Raw genomic sequence first — 2,201 nt, forward strand, 5'->3', positions numbered from 1 at the left:
GTTGGATGTCGGTCGGGGCACGACGGCCGCCACCGGTTCCGGCGAGGATCGATCCAGATACTGCGAGAGGGCGAAGCCGGCGATCAGGCCGGCGATGGCCCACAGCCAGCCAGGGATGCCGCTTAGACCGCCGCCACTGCTCGAGGCGCGCGGACGGGACTTGGTGGTCGCGCCCTTGGGTGAAGGGCGAGAAGAGGACGAGCGACTGCTCTGAGCGGGGCGGCGTGCCATGGTTTACATCTCCTCCGGGGCGCTGACGCCGAGCAGCGCCAATCCATTGCCGATGACCTGGCGTGTCGCCAGACCCAGTGCCAGCCGCGCATTGCGCAGCTCGGCATCGTCGACCATGACTTTCTGGGCGTTGTAGCAGGTGTGGAAATCGCTGGCGAGTTCGGTCAGATACTGCGCGATCTGATGCGGTTCGCGGGCGCGGGCTGCGCGTTCGACGATATCGGGATAGCGCGCCAGCCGATTCATCAGCGCCTTCTCCTGTGCGGCATCGAGGCGCTCCAGGTTGGCCATAGCGATGGCATGGTCGAAGGCGAGGCCGTCGCTTTCGGCCTTGCGCAGCACGCTGCAGACTCGGGCGTGGGCGTACTGGATGTAGTAGACCGGGTTGTCGTTGGTCTGCGAACGCGCCAGGTCGATGTCGAAGGTGAGCTGGGAGTCGGCGCGACGGGCGGCGAGAAAATAGCGAGTGGCATCGCGGCCGACCTCGTCGATCAAATCGCGCAGCGTGACGTAGCTGCCGGCGCGCTTGGAAAGCTTGACCTCGACCCCGGAGCGGGTCACCAGCACCATCTGGTGCAGCACGTAGTCCGGCCAGCCCTGCGGAATGCCCACTTCCAGCGCCTGCAGGCCGGCGCGCACGCGGGTGACGGTGGAGTGGTGGTCGGCACCCTGCTCGTCGATCACGGTGGTGAAACCGCGCTGCCACTTGTTGTAGTGGTAAGCGACGTCGGGCACGAAATAGGTGTAGTCGCCGTCGCGCTTGCGCATCACCCGGTCCTTGTCGTCACCGAAATCGGTGGTGCGCAGCCACAGGGCGCCGTCCGCTTCATAGGTGTGACCCCCGGCAACCAGCGCCTCGACCGTCTCCTCGACCCGGCCCTCGGCGTAGAGCGAGGACTCCAGGAAATAGACGTCGAACTCGACCCCGAATGCCTTGAGGTCCAGGTCCTGCTCGCGGCGCAGATAGGCGACCGCGAAAGCGCGAATGGCGTCGTCGTCCTGCGGGTCGGCCTTGGCGGTGACCTCGCGGTCATCGGCGGTCACGGTTTCGCCGGCCAGGTAGGCCTGGGCGACGTCGGCGATATAGTCGCCGCGATAGCCATCCTCGGGCCACTCCTCGTCATCGGGACCGAGTCCCAGGGCGCGGGCGCGAACCGAGCGCATCAGGTTGTTGATCTGTGCGCCGGCGTCGTTGTAATAGAACTCGCGGGTGACGTCGAAGCCGGTCGCCTCCAACAAGCGGCAGAGACAGTCGCCGATGGCGGCGCCACGGCCATGGCCGACGTGCAGCGGCCCGGTCGGGTTGGCGGAGACGAACTCGACCTGCACCTTCTCTCCCGCGCCGATCAGGCTGCGGCCGAAGGTGTCGCCGGCATCCAGGATCTGGCTGACGATGTCCGCGATCGCATCGGTCGCGGCGAAGAAATTGATGAATCCGGGGCCGGCGATCTCGGTCTTGCGGATCACCTCGTTGGCGGGGATGGCCGCTACCAGCTTGTCGGCCAGGTCGCGGGGCTTGAGCCCGGCCGGCTTGGCGAGCACCAGAGCAAGATTGGAGGCGTAGTCGCCGTGGGCCTTGTCGCGTGTCGGGTCGACCTTGATCGCGGGGGCGACGCCCGCCGGTAGATCGCCGGCCTGCTGCAACTTGGCGATGGCGGCGTCTAGCAGTTGGGTAATCGTCTCTTTCATTGGCTACTTCGTCGTCGTGGGGCCTGGGATCGAGGCTTTCGGCCCGGTCCGGCGCGGGGTTGCGCAGATCTGGACGTCGTGAGCCTGCTGCCACGACGCTGGAAAAAGGCGGCCATTATCGGCGATTGGGGCGAGGCTTTAAACCCTAGTCCCTTCGGGAGCTATAAGTTAGAAGCTTTAAGCTGTAAGAACAGCGAAACCATCCGATTCCGGCTCGAAAGGTGGTTGTATCCCGGCTTACGGCTTACGGCTTACGGCTTACGGCTTACGGCTTACGCCTT

1 protein-coding gene and 1 pseudogene are annotated in these 2,201 nt (G+C 65.6%); both read right to left on the bottom strand.

The window, feature by feature from the left end; translation table 11 throughout:
- Window positions 1-231: pseudogene (locus tag AC3AYF_RS20340) on the bottom strand (SPOR domain-containing protein); the annotation flags it as partial.
- 3 nt (window positions 232-234) lie between these two features.
- Window positions 235-1,920 (bottom strand): arginine--tRNA ligase, encoded by a 1,686-nt coding sequence (gene argS, locus AC3AYF_RS20345; RefSeq protein WP_295039637.1) that lies wholly within the window; start codon window positions 1,918-1,920, stop codon window positions 235-237.
- Between the last annotated feature and the right edge of the window lie 281 nt (window positions 1,921-2,201).

The organism is Salinicola sp., from assembly GCF_982684285.1.